Raw genomic sequence first — 16,918 nt, 5'->3', positions numbered from 1 at the left:
TATGGGGCAGGGTTCAGACCAGACCCGCCGCACCCAGCAGCATGTCGATCAGCTTGATGCCGGCAAAAGGCAGCAGCAGGCCGCCCAGGCCGTAAACCAGCAGGTTGCCGCGCAGCAGCTCGGCCGCGCTTCTGGCGTGGTATTTCACCCCTTTGAGTGCGAGCGGAATCAGGAACACGATGATCAGCGCATTGAATACCACCGCCGACATGATGGCCGAGGCCGGGCTGTTCAGGCCCATCACGTTCAGTGCGCCCAGCTGCGGATAGGTGCTGGCAAAGGCCGCCGGAATGATGGCGAAGTACTTGGCCACATCATTGGCAATGGAGAAGGTGGTGAGCGAGCCGCGTGTCATCAGCATCTGTTTGCCGATTTCAACAATCTCGATCAGCTTGGTGGGGTTGGAATCCAGATCCACCATATTGCCAGCCTCTTTTGCCGCCTGGGTGCCGGTATTCATCGCCACCGCCACATCGGCCTGGGCCAGTGCTGGCGCGTCGTTGGTGCCGTCACCGGTCATGGCCACCAGCTTGCCTTCGGCCTGATGGCTGCGGATCAGGCTGAGCTTGGCTTCCGGCGTGGCCTCGGCCAGGAAGTCGTCCACCCCGGCTTCTGCCGCAATGGCGGCAGCGGTCAGCGGGTTGTCGCCGGTGATCATGATGGTCTTGATACCCATCTGGCGCAGTTCGGCAAAGCGTTCCTTGATACCGCCCTTGACGATGTCCTTGAGTTCGATCACCCCCAGTGCACGCTTGCCTTCGGCCACCAGCAGCGGGGTAGAACCGCGGCGGGCCACTTCATCGGCACTCTTGCCCAGTGCGTCGGGAAAGACGCCGCCTTGCTCGGCAATATGGCGGCGGATGGCGTCGATGGCACCCTTGCGGATTTCGCGGCCGTCGTAGTCGATGCCGCTCATCCGGGTTTGCGCGGTAAACGGAATGAAGCTGGCTTCATGGCTGGCCAGTTCACGCTCGCGCAGATTGAACTGTTGCTTGGCCAGTACCACGATGCTGCGGCCTTCCGGGGTTTCATCGGCCAGGGACGCCAGCTGGGCGGCATCGGCCAGTTGCTGTTCGCTCACGCCTGGAGCCGGGATGAAGGCCGATGCCTGACGGTTGCCCAGGGTGATGGTGCCGGTCTTGTCCAGCAGCAGCACGTCCACATCGCCTGCAGCTTCCACCGCACGGCCGGAGGTCGCAATCACATTGGCCCCCATCATGCGGCTCATGCCTGCAACACCAATGGCGGACAGCAAGCCACCGATGGTGGTGGGAATCAGGCACACCAGCAGCGCCACCAGTGTGGTGATGCTGATGGGCAAGCCCGCTTTGGCCGCTTCCACACTGAACAAGGAGTAGGGCAACAGGGTGACGGTGACAATCAGGAACACAATGGTCAGCGCCACCAGCAGGATGGTGAGGGCGATTTCATTCGGTGTCTTCTGGCGCTTGGCACCTTCCACCATGGCAATCATGCGATCGAGGAAGGTTTCACCGGGATTGGCGGTAATCTTCACCACAATCCAGTCCGACAGCACGCGCGTGCCCCCGGTGACCGAGGAAAAGTCCCCGCCGGATTCGCGGATGACCGGGGCTGATTCGCCGGTAATGGCCGATTCATCCACCGAAGCCACACCTTCCAGCACTTCGCCATCCACCGGAATCACATCGCCTGCTTCCACCAGCACGATGTCGCCTTTTTTCAGGCTGTGGCCATCGACCACCATCACTCCTGCGCCGCGAACCGGGCCTGACAGTTTTTTGGCCACCACGTTTTTCTTGGCCGAGCGCAGGCTGGCCGCTTGAGCCTTGCTGCGGCCTTCGGCCAGGGCTTCGGCAAAGTTGGCAAACAGCACGGTGAACCACAGCCACAAGGTAATGGCCAGGATGAAGCCAGGGGCAGCTTCGCCCTTGCCCAGCAGGGCCTGCAGCCACAGCGCGGTGGTCAGGATGCTGCCGACATAGACGACGAACATCACCGGATTGCGCCATTGGGTGCGCGGCGACAGCTTCTTGAAAGAGTCGATGATGGCCGGCTTGATCAGCGCCGGGTCAAACATGCCCTTGCCAGTCTTGATCTGCGCGCTGGCAGACTGTTCTGCCGAAGCAGAAATGGAAGAATGATTGCGATCGTTCATATTGATTTCCTTGATCCTGTCGCGTATCCGCTTGCAGGATTAATGTCCGCTCACCATTTGCAGATGCTCCACCACCGGGCCCAGCGCCAGCGCCGGAACATAGTTGAGCGCACCTACCAGCAATACGGTGCCAATCAGCAACACCACGAACAGCGGGCCGTGGGTGGGCAGGGTGCCGCTGGTGACCGCCAGGCGTTTCTTGGCGGCCAGCGAACCGGCGATGGCCAGAATGGGCACAATCATCAAAAAGCGGCCAAAGAACATGGCGATGGCGGTCATGATGTTGTAGAACGGCGTGTTGGCCGACAGCCCGGCAAAGGCGCTGCCGTTATTGTTGGCGGCCGAGGTGAAGGCATAGAGGATTTCGCTGAAACCATGCGCGCCGGGGTTGGCGATACCGGCCTTGCCCGCATCCAGGCTGACAGCAATGGCGGTCAGTACCAGCACCAGGATGGGCGTCACCAGAATGGTGATGGCGGTCATCTTCATTTCGTAGGTTTCTATCTTCTTGCCCAGGTATTCCGGCGTGCGTCCCACCATCAGGCCGGCAATGAATACCGCCAGAATGGCAAAGACCAGCATGCCGTACAGGCCGGAACCCACACCGCCGAATACCACTTCGCCCAGTTGCATCAGGAAGGTGGGCACCAGGCCGCCGACAGGGGTGAGCGAATCATGCATGGCCACCACGCCCCCGCAGGACGCCGCAGTGGTGATGACGGTAAACAGCGAGGTGTCGATAATGCCGAAGCGGCTTTCCTTGCCCTCCATATTGCCGCCGGCCTGCATGCTGCTGGCTTGCTGGTCCACACCCATGGCGCTTAATTGCGGCACACCGGCCTGCTCGGCACTGGTTTCCACTACAACCGCCGTGACAAACATCAGCAACATGGCGGCCAGAATGGCCCAGCCCTGACGCCTGTCGCCCACCATGCGGCCAAATACCAGGCACAAGGCCGCCGGAATCAGGAAGATGGCCAGCTCTTGCAGCAGATTGGACAGCGGGGTCGGGTTTTCAAACGGATGGGCCGAGTTGGCATTGAAGAAACCACCGCCATTGGTGCCCAGCATCTTGATGGCTTCCTGCGAGGCGACCGGACCCATCGGCAGGGTTTGCTGCCGGGTCTGGCTGTCTACCATGACAGGCTTGCCATCCTTGCCGATGAGCGGGCTGCCCTTGGCATCCAGCTTGGGCTGCTGGAACTGTGTCACTTCAACAGTGTGTGCTGTTTGGTAAGGCAGCAGGTTTTGGATCACACCTTGCTGGGTAAATACCAGCGCCAGCACCAGAGACAGCGGCAGCAGGATATACAGGGTAAAGCGGCTGACATCGACCCAGAAATTACCGATCCTGGCCGCATTGTGACGGGCAAAACCGCGAATCAGCGCAATGACCACGGCGGCACCGGTTGCGGCGGACAGGAAGTTCTGAACCGTCAGTCCCAGCATCTGGGTCAGATAGCTCATGGTGGTTTCGCCAGCATAGCCCTGCCAGTTGGTATTGGTGATAAAGGAAATGGCGGTATTGAAGGAAGAGTCCGGCGTAACGGCAGCCAGTGCCTGCGGGTTCAAGGGCAGGATGCCCTGCAAACGTTGCAGGCCATAAATGGCCAGGGCACCCAGCAGGTTGAACAGCAGCAAGGCCACTGCATAGCTGCGCCAGCCCATGTCTTCGTCGGGCCGGATACCGGCTATACGGTACAAGCTGCGCTCAAGTGGCGCTAAAAATCGCAGCACGCCGGGGTTTTCCCCCTGCATGACACGGGTGATATAGCTGCTCAAAGGCCAGGCCAGCGCGAGCAGGACAAGCAGGAACAGCCCCAGTTGGAGCAAGGCAGGTGTGCTCATGTCAGAAGTTCTCCGGCTTGACCAGGGCGTAGACCAGATAGCCCAGCAGCCCCAGTGCGATCACGGTGCTGATCAGATAAAACAGGTTCATGGTTTATTTGCCCTCCAGCTGCTGGCAGGCTGCGACAAAAGCCAATGTCAGCGCGACAAAGCCCAGGGTCAGACCCAGGTAGACCAAATCCATTTTGCGTTTCCTTTGGTGGACGTTAGGTGCCTGTTCAAGGTACGCAAAGCGGTGTCAAAAACCTGCTAAAAAGCGCGGAGGAGGAATAAAGAAAAGATAAAAATTAGCAGGCATGGCTGGCGGCATGCCTGTGTGGTGTGCGTGGTGTGGGGAGGGGGAGATGGCGGAATGCAAAAAGACAGGGCGCCAGCGTGTGGCGCCACGGTGTCTTGCGGTATTGAGGCGTGTCTAGAACAAATCGTCTTCGCTACGTTCGGCCATGAAGCGGGCATCATCACGGTCATGGGCACGCTGACGAACCTTTTGTTGCCGGCAGCGTTCGGTATCACTCAATTGCGGCTTGGCTACCGCGTACAGAAAACTTTCATGCTGATCACGCGCCTGCTTGCGGCGGACGCTGAGAGGAATACGGGAAATCATCCTTGCACCTCCTGATGTGGGTACTACAACGTGCGGTTGGTTGTGCCAACCATTAAAACTTGACTGTATTTCAAACATTTGTAAAGCCTGATCAGTCAAGCAATTCCCAAAATGTTGTGTGTTTGCCGCGCTACATCTCCCCACGTATGGTTATTTGTAGCAGATTGCCCTTCATCTTTCCCGATCAGACCTGTTGCGATGCGGTATAGATTTTTATTGAATATCGAATAAATCAAACAGTCTAGTTGGTTATATGTTGTGTGCAGTAGCATAGCGCCAGAACTTAGTCTGGAGCGGTCATGGAGTTAGGATATGCAATTGCGGGTCTGGTGGTGGGCTTCATCGTCGGATTGACCGGTGTGGGTGGGGGCTCTCTGATGACCCCCATTCTGCTGTGGTTCGGCATTTCACCGTCCACTGCCGTCGGCACCGATTTGCTGTATGCCGCAATCACCAAGGCCGGTGGTGTGTTTGTCCATCACAAGCAAAAACACGTGGACTGGAAGCTGACCGGCTGGCTGTCCATGGGCAGCGTGCCGGCTTCGCTGTTGACGCTGGGCCTGCTGTCCTGGCTGCACTTGTCTACTCATGTGCTGGATTCGGTATTCAAACTGGTGCTGGGTATCGCCCTGTTGCTGACTGCCGCGTCCATCCTGCTCAAGACCAAGCTGATGAAGCTGATCAATCCGGCTGGCAATGCGCAAGCCGAGTTGGTGCTAAAGCCGCTGCCTACCGTGCTGATCGGTGTTGGCCTGGGTGTGCTGGTTACGCTGAGCTCGATTGGAGCCGGGGCGCTGGGTACCCTGGCCTTGTTTGCACTGTATCCGGCTTTGCCTACCCGCCGCCTGGTCGGGACCGAGATTGCACACGCGGTTCCGCTGACACTGGTGGCCGGTTTGGGCCATGCCAGCATGGGTAACCTCAATTACATGCTGTTGCTGAACTTGCTGATGGGGTCCTTGCCGGGTATCTGGCTGGGCAGCAAGCTGACACGCAGCCTGACCGATACCTGGTTGCGCCCTGCGCTGGCCATCATGCTGGCTGTGGTGGGTGCCAAGCTGGTGATGTAATGCCTGGGATGTTTGGTTGGTGCATGAAACAGGGCTGCTAGCGCAGCCCTTTTTGTTTTTTTGTGGCTGACTGGTGCTCCGCCGGCTTGTGGCCGCAGGAAAAAAACGAGCCCCGACCTTGGGGGACGGGGCTCCAGCTTGCACCTTCGCTCAGGAGCTGCCAGTCAGATGGGCCGGGGGTATCCGAACACCCGACTGACAGCCATGTCCCTGCACTACACAAGCTGTAGAGCAGGAACAAGCTGATTATGTGCAAGCCGTACCGATAGTCAGTAGCATCATTGCATGGTTTTTTTGTGACGGAGTTTGACTGCTGGCGTTATGATGCAGCACAGCATGACGTAAAGGTAAGGAGAACATATTGGAAAAAACCTACCCGGTGATTGACCGCCAGACCATCACCATGCGCTGGGGCGACATGGATGCGGTTGGTCATCTCAACAATACGTATTACTTCCGCTATCTGGAGCAAATCCGCCTGAACTGGCTGGAGTCCATGGGGCACAGCATCAATCCCCAGGGCCAGGGGCCGGTACTGGCCAGCACCTCCTGCACCTTCCGCAAGCAACTGACTTATCCGGCCACCGTGGAAATCACTATCGAGCTGGAAAAGCTGGGGCGCAGCAGCTTGCAACTGCGTCATCATTTCTACCTGCAAGGCGACCCGCACACCGTGTATGCCTATGGGGATGTCACCCTGGTGTGGGTGGACTATCAGGCCGGAGTGCCGGTGGCCATCCCGCAGGATATTCGTCAGGTGATTGAACAGGCAGTGGCACGCCACACTGCAGAGTCAGCAGACTCAGCCCTGCTTGCGAATCAGTCGGCGCAATAAAAAGCGGCTTGGGTGCACGGCCTGCATCAGGTCTACCGGTAGCGGGGCGGCTTCGCCTTCCAGATAGGCAGCAATGATTTCGCCGGATAGAGGGGCGGTGATCATGCCGCGTGAGCCATGGGCAGCATTGACATACAGGCCGGGAATATACGGTGCTGCTTGTGTCAGTGGCAGCGTGGCATCGTTGGCCAGTGCACTGTAGCAGCTGGCAAATTCCTGCCGGTTTACCACAGGGCCAACGATGGGCAAGTAGTCCGGGCTGGTGCAGCGGTAGGCGGCCCGGCCGCCCAGTTGCTCCATGCTCAGGTTTTCCGCTTGCAGGGCCTGGTGCAGGGCAGGCGCCAGACCAGCCAGCATCGCCAGGTTTTCCGCATGTTCGTCTGCCGTGACGGCAAGATTGTCTGCGTCAAACTTGAAGGTGGCTCCCACGCAATGCTGCTGGTGGCGTGCAGGAGAAACATAACCTTCACCACATATTACGGTTTGCAAGGCGGCACTCTTTGCAGTCACTGGCAGGGTGCTCACCTGGCCACGAATGGCCTTGAGCGGCAGATGGCTGGTGCTGTCGAATGCCGTGGTATCGGCCGCGGTACACAGTATCACCGCACTGCCCATGGCCAGCGGGCCTTGTTCGCTACCGGCCAGCCAGCTTTGCTCGACCGGGTTGTAATCCAGTTCGATAACAGTGTGGCTGGTGCGCAGCTGGATATTGGGGTGAGCACACAGGGCTTGCACCAGGCTGGGTGGGTTCAGCCAGCCACCTTGCGGAAAAAACAGCCCGCCGGATGGCAACGTTATTCCGGCAATACGGCTGGCTTCTTCACCATCCACAGCATGCAATAGGGTTGTTGGCAAGCCGACTTCTGCCAGCCTGGATTGGCGTTCGGCTTCCTTGCTGTCATGCGCCAGTTGCAGTACGCCACAGGCTTGCCAGCTGTCTTCGCCCTGCGGCAGATGCTGGTGCAGGCAGCGCAAGGAATAGGCATAGCCGGCCAACACCAGACGGGTAAGCGGGGTGAAATGCGGCGACAGCTTGGTGTAGAGCACACCTTGCGGGTTGCCGGATGCCGCCTGTGCCAGTGCGGGCAGGCGTTCAATCAGCGTCACCTGCCAGCCGCGTATGGCCAGGCTATGGGCAGTTGCCGCTCCGGCAATGCCGCCACCCACCACAATCGCGCTGCGCTCTTGTTGCGAGGTGGTTGCGGGGCGGGCATACCAGGGTGCTGACCAGGCTTGGGCTGGCGGTGTCAGCAGTTCTCCGCAGCTCATTTCGCGTTTCTGGCCATGTCCTGCTACCTTGCGAACGGAAAATCCGGCTTCCTTCAGGCCGCGGCGTACGAAGCCGGCACTGGTAAAGGTGGCAAAGCTGGCACCTGGGGCAGCCAGGCGTGCCAACTGGGCAAACAGGGCAGGCTGCCACATGTCCGGGTTTTTGGACGGGGAAAAACCGTCCAGAAACCAGGCGTCGATGCGGGCATCCAGCAAGGGTAATGTTTCCAGCACATCGCCAATCAGCAGGGTCAGGACAATGCGTCCCTGTTCCAGCACAAAGCGGTGCCAGCCGTCGGCCAGCACATCGTATTGCTGCAACAACTGTTCTGCCTGGGGGGCAAGCTCGGGCCACAAGGCCAGGGCCTGTTGCAAGTCGTCCCGGCTTAGCGGGTATTTTTCCGTGCTGATGAAGTGCAGCCGTGCGCTGTCCGGCGCGTGTTGCAAAAAGTGCTGCCAGGCACAGAGGAAATTCAGCCCGGTACCAAAACCGGTTTCCCCGATGCAAAACTGCCCATGGGCCGGCATGGCACCAAAGCGCTCGCTCAGCTGGTTGTGGCGGATGAAAACGTGACGGGTTTCGTCCAGGCCACTGCTGCGGGAAAAGTAGACATCACCAAAGGCGACCGAAACAGGCTGACCATCCAGCCAGTTAAGTTGTGCGTGTGAACTCATGCCAAACAAAGGGGAAGGAGGGCGGGAAGGGGCCTATTCTACCCCTTTCACCGGCAATGCACCCGTGTGATAAACCGGTAGCCGCAATGTGTCGGAGCAAATGCTGTTATCCGGGGCAATAAGCAACTTGCTTAACCGGGCAGGTTGGCGGCCAGTTCATCCAGCGCATCGGCCCGCAGGCTGTCCAGGCAGACAAGTGGCGCTTGTTGCAGTCGGCTGTAATGCCGATGCATGGAGCGGGCGTAGAGCGGGTCGTAATGCTGTTGCAGCAATTGCTCCACCAGGGCTGCATAGTGGCCGTGGCTGATCATGGCTTGCCATTGTTGCAGTTGCTCCCGCGAGTGCACTGCCTTGAGAAATCCCAGCTGCGTCACCAGTCGATCCGGCTCTGTGACATAAAAGGGATAGTCCTCCAGCAAAAAACGCACCCGTTCGGGCAGTGCCACCTGCAATTGCAGGCAGTCGCTATCATGCATGCGGGCGAACAGGCTGTCAGGCAGGGTGATCTGGCCGATCTTGCGGCTTTCCGCCTCGATATACACCGGCCGGTCTGGGTCCAGCTGCAATATCGCCTGGTGCAGCTGGGTGTCGAACCATTTCTGCGTCGGCTGGGTTTGTGCCGGCAGTTTGCCTAGTACCGAACCTCGGTGGCAGGCCAGCCCTTCCAGGTCCAGCACTTGTTTGCCGGCACGGTGCAGTGCAGCCAGCAGTCTGCTTTTGCCAGAACCCGTCGGGCCGCAGATTACTTGCAGTGTTAACTGCACGGGCAGGCTGGCCAGGTCGGCCAGTACCTGCTGGCGGTATTGTTTGTAACCGCCATTCAGTTGATGGGCCGCCCAGCCGATCTGGCTGAAAATGATGGCCATCGATGCCGAACGCTGGCCGCCACGCCAACAATAAATCAGCGGTTTCCAGTGCTTGGGCCGGTCGAGAAACTGTTGCTGCAAGTGACGGGCGATATTCTGCGCGACCAATGCCGCCCCCAGCTTGCGTGCTTCAAACGGGCTGACCTGCTTGTACAAGGTGCCTACCTGAATCCGCTCAGTGTCATCCAGCACCGGACAATTGATGGCACCTGGCAGATGATCTTCGGCATACTCGGCGGGCGAGCGCACGTCGATGATCTCGTCAAACTGCGCCAGCTGTGCTAGCGTCGCGACCTTGAAGTGCATTGGGAAAGTGGTCCTGGAAATGGCTGAAATCAAACTCACGCAATTGTCTCATGGTGGTGGCTGCGGCTGCAAAATCGCACCTGCCGTACTGGAGTCCATCCTGTCTACCGCACGGGAAAAAATGGTGTTTCCGCAGCTTTTGGTGGGGACGGAAACAAGTGACGATGCAGCAGTCTATCGCCTGAATGACGCGCAGGCCATTGTCGCCACCACCGACTTCTTCATGCCCATCGTAGATGATGCTTTCGACTTTGGCCGCATCGCCGCCACCAATGCCTTGTCGGACATCTATGCCATGGGGGGCAGTCCCATTATGGCCCTGGCCATTGTCGGCATGCCGGTGAATGTGCTGCCGGTAGAAACCATTCGCGCCATTCTGGATGGCGGCCAGGCTGTCTGTGCGGATGCGGGCATTCCCATTGCCGGTGGCCATTCCATCGACTCACCGGAACCCATTTACGGTCTGGTGGCCTTGGGGCTGGTGCACCCGGATAAGCTCAAGCGCAATTGTGATGCCCGCGCGGGAGATGTGCTGATTCTGGGCAAGGGCCTTGGCGTCGGCATTCTGGCGCAGGCCATGAAAAAAGGTGTGCTGGATGAGCCGGGCTATCAGGCGCTGATTGCCTCCACTACCCAGCTGAACAAGGTGGGATCCACGCTGGCCGGTATGGCCGGTGTGCATGCGCTGACCGACGTCACCGGTTTTGGCCTGCTGGGGCATTTACTGGAAATCTGCAAGGGCTCCGGCCTGCAAGCGCAGCTGGATATGGCACGGATTCCGGTGATCCGGGAGGCGCAGGCTTTTGCCGAGCAGGGTTATGGGCCGGGCGCCATCGAGCGCAACCAGGCCAGTTTCGATCAAGCTGTTCATTTTGCCGACAGCGTGCCTGACTGGCAGCGCCGCGTGCTGGCCGATCCGCAAACCAGTGGCGGTTTGCTGGTGTCGGTGGCTCCCGAGCAGGCAGATACCGTCCTTGCGGCGTTTCATGCCCAGGGTTACGGCTATGCACGCGTGATTGGCAAGCTGGAAGTGGGTGCCGCCCGTATTCTTATCGATTGAGCTGACTGATGCTGTCCTGGCTGTGCAGAACCCGATGCGACGTCGGGTTTTTTATTGCCATTAAGCTTGAGGTGATGTTGCTGCACCCATGGCGAAAAGCAGGCTATGCTGCTGTATGAGGCTTTAAACCGGCCTAATGTACTGCTCTTTCTGGCGTTGTTCTTGCTTGTTTAACCAATGGCAAATGCGTGTGTCTGCATTGACAATTGCATGTTTCGCGCGCATTTTTCTGATTCGCTGATATAAAGCCGGTATTTCAAAAAGATACTGAATTATAAATAAACAATCCTGTAAAACAGGTGCGGCAGTGTAGAGGGTGAAGCGGATGAAGCGAGGCATGAGCATTGGGTCGCGGCTGGTCGCGACCCAGGTAGTCCTGATGGTGGTGGTGGCAATGGCCCTGATGGTGCCACTGTATTTGTTCACCGGACGGGTAATGCAAGAACGGACTGAAAAAGTCCAGGCGCAACTGCTGATGCAGTCGCTGAATATGATTGACGCATTTAATGAGTCGCTCAAGATCACCACCCGGCAATTCGAGAAAGTCCTGCTGGGTGAGATCGGTGGCGCATTCTCCCTTAATCCGGCCAGCCGCATCGACGTGGCGGGCACCGCTACCCCAGCGCTGGTACTGGGAAATACGCCGGTCAATGGCAATAACGATATTGTCGACCGCTTCTCTTCCAAAACAGGCAATGTTGCCACCCTGTTCGTCAAGGATGGCAACGACTTCGTCCGTGTAGCCACCTCGGTGCTGAAAGAAGACGGCGGGCGTGCACTGGGGACGAAGCTGGATCATGCCAGCCCAGCTTATGCCCAGCTGATGAATGGTGAGAATTATTCCGGCCGGGTAGACCTGTACGGCCGTGACTATATCACCAGTTACAGCCCCATCAAGGACGCGGCACAGAATGTCATTGGTGCCACCTTTGTTGGCGTAGGTGCCACGGAAGGTATTGCCGGTTTGCTGGTACGCCTGTCCAAGGTGAAGCTGGGCGAAAGCGGCCACGTTGACATTATTGATGTCAACAAGAATTCCAGAAGCTACGGACAATATGTGCAGCATCCCAAACTGTCCGGTCGGGCCGTCAGCAAAGACCTCGATGCCAGCGGCCAGCCCTATGCCAACGCGCTGATGGCAGCAGGTCAGGGCAATCTCAACGTCAAGCTGCCCAGCGATGCCGGTGTGGCAGAGCACATGCTGTCCTATGCCACTTACAAGCCCTGGGGCTGGATGATAGTCAGCAATGAAACCCGCAGCGAACTGGAAAAGGAAAACCGCCAGCTCTTGCTGTGGCTGGCCGGTGGCGCGGCCTTGCTGCTCACCATCCTGGCGCTGGCGCTGCTGTTGTTTACCCGTAGGCTGGTCGCCAGGCCTGTGCAGCAATTGGTGGCAGACGTGGGAAATATCCGCGATAGCCGCGACTTGACCCGCCGTCTGGCCATCAATCGCAAGGATGAAGTAGGCCAGGTGGCCGATGCCATGAACAGCCTGCTGGACAGTTTCCAGCAGGCACTCAATCGCACCAGCTCGCATGCCATCGATCTGGACCACGCGGCGCAGGACTTGTCTGACAAGGCTGGTGCGGCTGCCGCCAGCTCCGGTGAGCAACGTCAAAGTGCCCAGGCCATGTCCGAGCAAACCGGCATGTTGATTGCCGGTGTGGCGCAAATCGAAAGAGTGGCTGGTGAAGCCAGCGATGCCGCCCGCGCATCCAGTGCCGCAGCCATGGAAGGCAGCCAGAGTCTGGTAGCCGCGGTGGATGGTGTCAGCCAGATTTCCGCCACCCTGGCCGGTGCTGCCGACAGTCTGAAAATGCTGGAGAGCAGCGCGCAGCAGATTACTGCCATCGTCAACGTCATTCATGACATTGCAGACCAGACCAATTTGCTGGCACTGAATGCCGCCATCGAAGCGGCACGTGCCGGGGAGATGGGGCGCGGTTTTGCCGTGGTGGCCGACGAAGTACGCAAGCTGGCCGAGCGCACCAGTGTTTCCACCCAGGAAATCAGCGGGATGATCAGCAAGATTCAGGATGCGACTGAAGGGGCAGTCAAATCCATGCGCCAATCGGTAGTACAGGCGTCCGAAGGGGCTGCCATCACTTCGGCCGCCCGGCAGGCGATCGGCTCCATCGTGGAGGATTCGCGCCGTGCCATGGAAGTGGTGGAAAACATCAACCGTGAACTGTCACAACAGCGTGACATCGTGGAGCAGATGGCTGAACGGGTCAGCTCGGTGGCCAGGCAGGCTGAAGCCAGCAATGATGCAGCCGAACGCTCGGCAGAAACCGCGCGGCATATGGCGGGTCTGGCCGATGCCCTGAAAGAGGAGGTACGGGCCTTCCGTACCTGATCTTTGCCCGAAGTGGAATAGAAAAAGCCGGATAGACCATCCGGCTTTTTCTATTGTTGCCATGATGGTCTTTAGCCATGAGAAAAAAACATACCATGCCTTGTGGCGCTGAAATCTGCCCGCATATGCAGTGTCAGATGGCTGCACCTTCTGGTCGGGCAGGGTGTGTGGCATGCGTGAATATTGCAAACAGAGCGTTATCTTGTTTGAAGGGAGCTTTTGATGAGATTCGAAAAACTGACGACAAAATTCCAGCAGGCCCTGGGCGACGCACAAAGCATGGCGCTGGCCGAAGACAATGCCTATATCGAGGCGCAACACCTGCTGCTGACCATGATGGATGACAATGACAGCGGTATCGGCGGCCTGCTGGCCCGTGCCGGTGTCAATGTGCCCGGCCTGAAACTGGCACTCAAAAGTGCTATTCAGCGCTTGCCGAAAGTGCAGGGCACCAATGGTGAAATCACCGTATCGCGCGAGCTGGGCAACCTGCTGAATGTCACCGACAAGATTGCCACCAAGCAGGGGGATGAATACATCTCCAGCGAGTCTTTCCTGTCCGCCCTGTCGCAGGACAAAGGCGAAACCGGCCGTCTGCTGAAAGAACATGGCGGCAACCACAATGCCATCCAGGCTGCCATTCAGGCAGTGCGTGGCGGCCAGACCGTGGGCAGTCAGGACGCTGAAAGCCAGCGCGAGGCCCTGAAAAAATACACCACCGACCTAACCGAACGCGCCCGCAACGGCAAGCTGGACCCGGTGATTGGCCGTGACGACGAAATCCGCCGCGCCATTCAGGTACTGCTGCGCCGTACCAAGAACAATCCGGTGCTGATTGGTGAGCCGGGCGTGGGCAAGACCGCCATTGTCGAAGGCCTGGCACAGCGCATCGTCAACGGAGAAGTGCCGGACAGCCTGAAAAACAAACGCCTGCTGGTGCTGGACCTGGCCGCGCTGATTGCCGGTGCTAAGTTCCGTGGCGAATTCGAAGAGCGTCTGAAAGCCGTACTGAATGACCTGTCCAAGGACGACGGCCAGACACTGATCTTCATCGACGAAATCCACACCCTGGTGGGCGCGGGCAAGGCCGATGGCGCAATGGACGCCGGTAATATGCTCAAACCGGCACTGGCGCGTGGCGAGCTGCACTGCATCGGTGCCACCACGCTGGACGAATACCGCAAGTACATCGAAAAGGATGCTGCGCTGGAGCGCCGCTTCCAGAAGGTACTGGTGAATGAGCCGACGGTGGAGGACACCATCGCCATTCTGCGTGGCTTGCAGGAGAAGTATGAAATCCACCATGGTGTGGACATTACCGACCCGGCCATCGTGGCGGCTGCCGAGCTATCCAACCGCTATATCACCGATCGCTTCCTGCCGGACAAGGCCATCGACCTGATCGACGAAGCCGCCAGCCGTATCAAGATGGAGCTGGACTCCAAGCCGGAAGCCATGGACAAGCTGGACCGTCGCCTGATTCAGCTGAAAATCGAGCGCGAAGCGGTCAACAAGGAAACCGACGAAGCCAGCCAGAAGCGTTTGCAGTTGATTGAAGACGAAATCCAGCGCTTGCAGCGTGAGTACGCTGACATGGAGGAAATCTGGAAGGCAGAAAAAGCCGCCGCGCAGGGCAGCCAGACCATCAAGGAGGAAATCGACCGCCTCAAGGTGGACATGGAGGACCTCAAGCGCAAGGGCGACTGGCAGAAACTGGCCGAACTGCAATACGGCAAGTTGCCGCAGCTGGAAGCCCGGCTACGTGAAGCCGAGGCGGCCGATGCCGGCGCGGACAACAAGCCCAACCGCTTGCTGCGTACCCAGGTAGGGGCTGAGGAAATTGCCGAAGTCATCAGCCGTGCCACCGGGATTCCGGTATCGAAAATGCTGACCGGCGAGCGGGAAAAACTGTTGCGCATGGAGGAGGTGCTGCACCAGCGTGTGGTGGGTCAGGACGAAGCGGTACGTGCCGTGGCCGATGCCATCCGTCGTTCACGTTCCGGCCTGGCCGACCCGAACAAGCCCTATGGTTCTTTCCTGTTCCTCGGGCCGACCGGCGTGGGCAAGACCGAGCTGTGCAAGACGCTGGCCGGCTTCATGTTCGACAGCGAAGAACACCTGATCCGCATCGACATGTCCGAATACATGGAGAAGCATTCGGTGGCGCGGTTGATTGGCGCACCTCCGGGCTATGTCGGTTATGAAGAAGGCGGTTATCTGACCGAGCAAGTACGCCGCAAACCGTATAGCGTGATTCTGCTGGACGAGGTGGAAAAAGCGCATCCAGATGTGTTCAACATCCTGCTGCAAGTGCTGGATGACGGCCGCCTGACCGATGGCCAGGGCCGCACCGTGGACTTCAAGAACACGGTGGTGGTGATGACCTCGAATATGGGTAGTCAGCAAATCCAGGCCATGGCGACGGATGACTATCAGGTGATCAAGCTGGCAGTGATGGCCGAGGTGAAAACCCACTTCCGCCCCGAGTTCATCAACCGTATCGACGAAGTGGTGGTGTTCCACGGTCTGGACGAGAAAAACATCAAGGCCATTGCCCGCATCCAGCTCAAGGGTCTGGAAAGCCGTCTGGCCAAGCTGGAGTTGAACCTGCAAATCAGCGAAGACGCCTTGTCGCTGTTGTCGGAAGAAGGTTTTGACCCGGTGTATGGTGCGCGTCCGCTCAAGCGCGCCATCCAGAACGAGCTGGAAAACCCGCTGGCCAAGGCGATTCTGGCCGGCAAGTATCCGCCCAAGGCCACCATCATGGTGGAAGCACGCGACGGTCAGCTGCACTTTGACTAAGCCTGTAACGGTATAGAAGACCGGCCCGCGTGGCCGGTTTTTCTTTTGGTGCTAGGTAGTTTCAGGAATGGAGTTGCTGACGCCTGCTACTGGATAATCAGGCTTTCTTTCTGGACCGCCCGCCATGCCGGACTTCTTACTGCAAGCTGCGGATTATCCGTTTCGCGACATGCATCAGCAATATTGCCCCAATGCTCATGTGGGCGCAGCGCAGTTGCTGACAGCCTTTTCCAGCACAGCACCCGGCTGGGCTGACACGCTCATGGCATGGCGTAACCGGCTGGTGGCACGTTTTGGTCTCAAAACCGGCCCCATGCAGCAGGCGGGCGCGCTGTCCGTGCCGGAGGGGGGGCATATCGGCATGTTCCGCATCATGCACCTTGGCCCGCAACTGGCGGTACTGGGGGAGGATGACAGCCATCTGGATTTCCGCATTCTGCTGTCAGTCCGCCCCGAGGCTGACGGCAGTCGGCTGCAAGTTGAAACCTGGGTACGGCCGCATCACTGGGGTGGCTGGTTGTATCTGGCCTTGGTGCTGCCGGTGCACTGGCTGTTGAGCAAGCTGATGTTGCGCCGCATGGCGCAGCGGCTGGGCGAATCTGGCTCCACCGGGAAACTACGGTGATAATGACGCTTTTCGTTTGCAGGAAACAAGCCGCATGCCCGCCATCACCCACTTTTCCCAAACCGTGACGCCGGTGGCCGACCAGCCGCGTGTGGATCGACTGCTTGCCGGGAATCCGCGACGCCATACCTGGACCCACTACGAAACCGCTGACGAGGCGCTCAGTTGTGGCATCTGGGCCTGCGAAACCGGTGCCTGGCGCATTCAATTTGCCGATAACAAGCATGAATTCTTCTGCGTGATCGAGGGGCTGGTGCGCCTGCATGATGAAGCCGGGAGTGTGGTGGAAGTCAAGCCAGGTGAAGCTGCGGTGATACCGGCTGGTTTTATCGGCGTGTTCGAGGTGGTGGAGCCGGTGCGCAAATACTTTGTGGTGGGACAGACTCCGGCTCAGCCCTCAGATGGCTGATTTGTCTGACGGAAAACAGTCACGCTAAAGGGCGACACGTGTCGCCCTTTTCTATT

13 protein-coding genes are annotated in these 16,918 nt (G+C 58.7%); 7 read left to right on the top strand and 6 right to left on the bottom strand.

The window, feature by feature from the left end; translation table 11 throughout:
• Positions 1 to 13: 13 nt before the first annotated feature.
• The 4 genes from kdpB to HWX34_RS00210 form a co-directional block, all read right to left on the bottom strand.
• Positions 14 to 2,059, bottom strand: a complete 2,046-nt coding sequence (kdpB, locus tag HWX34_RS00225; RefSeq protein WP_178970532.1) for a potassium-transporting ATPase subunit KdpB — start codon at positions 2,057 to 2,059, stop codon at positions 14 to 16.
• 117 nt (positions 2,060 to 2,176) lie between these two features.
• A complete protein-coding gene (kdpA, locus tag HWX34_RS00220; protein ID WP_178970432.1) occupies positions 2,177 to 3,985 on the bottom strand; it encodes a potassium-transporting ATPase subunit KdpA in 1,809 nt (602 codons plus the stop codon).
• A 1-nt stretch (position 3,986) separates the two neighbouring features.
• Positions 3,987 to 4,076: a K(+)-transporting ATPase subunit F gene (gene kdpF / locus HWX34_RS00215; protein WP_045848033.1), complete on the bottom strand. Its 90-nt coding sequence runs from the start codon at positions 4,074 to 4,076 to the stop codon at positions 3,987 to 3,989.
• A gap of 321 nt (positions 4,077 to 4,397) precedes the next feature.
• Complete coding sequence (locus HWX34_RS00210) at positions 4,398 to 4,589, bottom strand: hypothetical protein (protein ID WP_059285177.1); 192 nt, start codon at positions 4,587 to 4,589, stop codon at positions 4,398 to 4,400.
• A 299-nt stretch (positions 4,590 to 4,888) separates the two neighbouring features.
• Between HWX34_RS00210 and HWX34_RS00205 the strand changes: the two genes are divergently transcribed.
• Both HWX34_RS00205 and HWX34_RS00200 read left to right on the top strand, forming a co-directional pair.
• A complete protein-coding gene (locus HWX34_RS00205) occupies positions 4,889 to 5,659 on the top strand; it encodes a sulfite exporter TauE/SafE family protein (protein ID WP_178970431.1) in 771 nt (256 codons plus the stop codon).
• Positions 5,660 to 6,020: 361 nt separating this feature from the next.
• Positions 6,021 to 6,494 (top strand): thioesterase family protein, encoded by a 474-nt coding sequence (locus HWX34_RS00200; protein WP_178970430.1) that lies wholly within the window; start codon positions 6,021 to 6,023, stop codon positions 6,492 to 6,494.
• On the opposite strand, the gene mnmC is transcribed toward HWX34_RS00200, so the two are convergent.
• Positions 6,462 to 8,438, bottom strand: coding sequence for a bifunctional tRNA (5-methylaminomethyl-2-thiouridine)(34)-methyltransferase MnmD/FAD-dependent 5-carboxymethylaminomethyl-2-thiouridine(34) oxidoreductase MnmC (gene mnmC, locus HWX34_RS00195; protein WP_178970429.1), 1,977 nt, complete (start codon positions 8,436 to 8,438; stop codon positions 6,462 to 6,464). The two genes, HWX34_RS00200 and mnmC, sit on opposite strands and share 33 nt — an antisense overlap.
• 131 nt (positions 8,439 to 8,569) lie before the next feature.
• Positions 8,570 to 9,610 (bottom strand): tRNA 2-selenouridine(34) synthase MnmH, encoded by a 1,041-nt coding sequence (gene mnmH, locus HWX34_RS00190; protein ID WP_178970428.1) that lies wholly within the window; start codon positions 9,608 to 9,610, stop codon positions 8,570 to 8,572.
• A 19-nt stretch (positions 9,611 to 9,629) separates the two neighbouring features.
• Here mnmH and selD point away from each other — a divergent pair, with 19 nt between their 5' ends.
• The 5 genes from selD (at position 9,630) to HWX34_RS00165 (ending at position 16,862) form a co-directional block, all read left to right on the top strand.
• Positions 9,630 to 10,670, top strand: a complete 1,041-nt coding sequence (gene selD / locus HWX34_RS00185) for a selenide, water dikinase SelD (protein WP_178970427.1) — start codon at positions 9,630 to 9,632, stop codon at positions 10,668 to 10,670.
• A 337-nt stretch (positions 10,671 to 11,007) separates the two neighbouring features.
• Complete coding sequence (locus HWX34_RS00180; protein WP_178970426.1) at positions 11,008 to 13,026, top strand: methyl-accepting chemotaxis protein; 2,019 nt, start codon at positions 11,008 to 11,010, stop codon at positions 13,024 to 13,026.
• 222 nt (positions 13,027 to 13,248) lie between these two features.
• Positions 13,249 to 15,828 (top strand): ATP-dependent chaperone ClpB, encoded by a 2,580-nt coding sequence (clpB, locus tag HWX34_RS00175; RefSeq protein WP_178970425.1) that lies wholly within the window; start codon positions 13,249 to 13,251, stop codon positions 15,826 to 15,828.
• A 124-nt stretch (positions 15,829 to 15,952) separates the two neighbouring features.
• Positions 15,953 to 16,453 (top strand): DUF2867 domain-containing protein, encoded by a 501-nt coding sequence (locus tag HWX34_RS00170; RefSeq protein ID WP_178970424.1) that lies wholly within the window; start codon positions 15,953 to 15,955, stop codon positions 16,451 to 16,453.
• Between the two features lie 34 nt (positions 16,454 to 16,487).
• Positions 16,488 to 16,862, top strand: a complete 375-nt coding sequence (locus HWX34_RS00165) for a cupin domain-containing protein (protein WP_178970423.1) — start codon at positions 16,488 to 16,490, stop codon at positions 16,860 to 16,862.
• Positions 16,863 to 16,918: the final 56 nt, after the last annotated feature.

The organism is Aquitalea sp. LB_tupeE, assembly GCF_013391415.1.
Classification (GTDB): Bacteria; Pseudomonadota; Gammaproteobacteria; order Burkholderiales; family Chromobacteriaceae; genus Aquitalea.
Note: the sequence above shows the minus strand (reverse complement) of the source record. Positions and strands in the feature narration are given on the sequence as shown.